This window comes from Psychroserpens mesophilus, assembly GCF_050617655.1.
Taxonomy (GTDB): domain Bacteria; phylum Bacteroidota; class Bacteroidia; order Flavobacteriales; family Flavobacteriaceae; genus Psychroserpens; species Psychroserpens mesophilus_A.
Map to the genome: position 1 here is coordinate 1 of NZ_JBODQC010000437.1, position 242 is coordinate 242.

Sequence of the window (242 nt, forward strand, 5' to 3'; positions counted from 1 at the left end):
CCCGACAGACAGGAATACGCTGAGTCTGCCACTCTTCACCTTGCAACAACTTCTCGCGAGGATCTCCCCACCGATCACTGTTTTCAAGCCAGATGTCCCGGCGGCGCAGTGCATCCTGAAGGCGTTCCAGCAAACATAGTGAATAACCTGCACGCTGAATCCGTCCCTCCGCATCGTATACGAGGCGTTTCCAGGGACCGGTGATAATATGTTCAGGCGCATCATCAAGGATGCGCTTTTTC

1 protein-coding gene is annotated in these 242 nt (G+C 54.1%); it reads right to left on the bottom strand.

All coding sequences use genetic code 11. From position 1 onward, the window contains the following. A partial coding sequence (locus tag ACRHNM_RS17910) for a hypothetical protein (RefSeq protein ID WP_431137988.1) occupies positions 1-242 on the bottom strand: 242 nt, incomplete at both ends.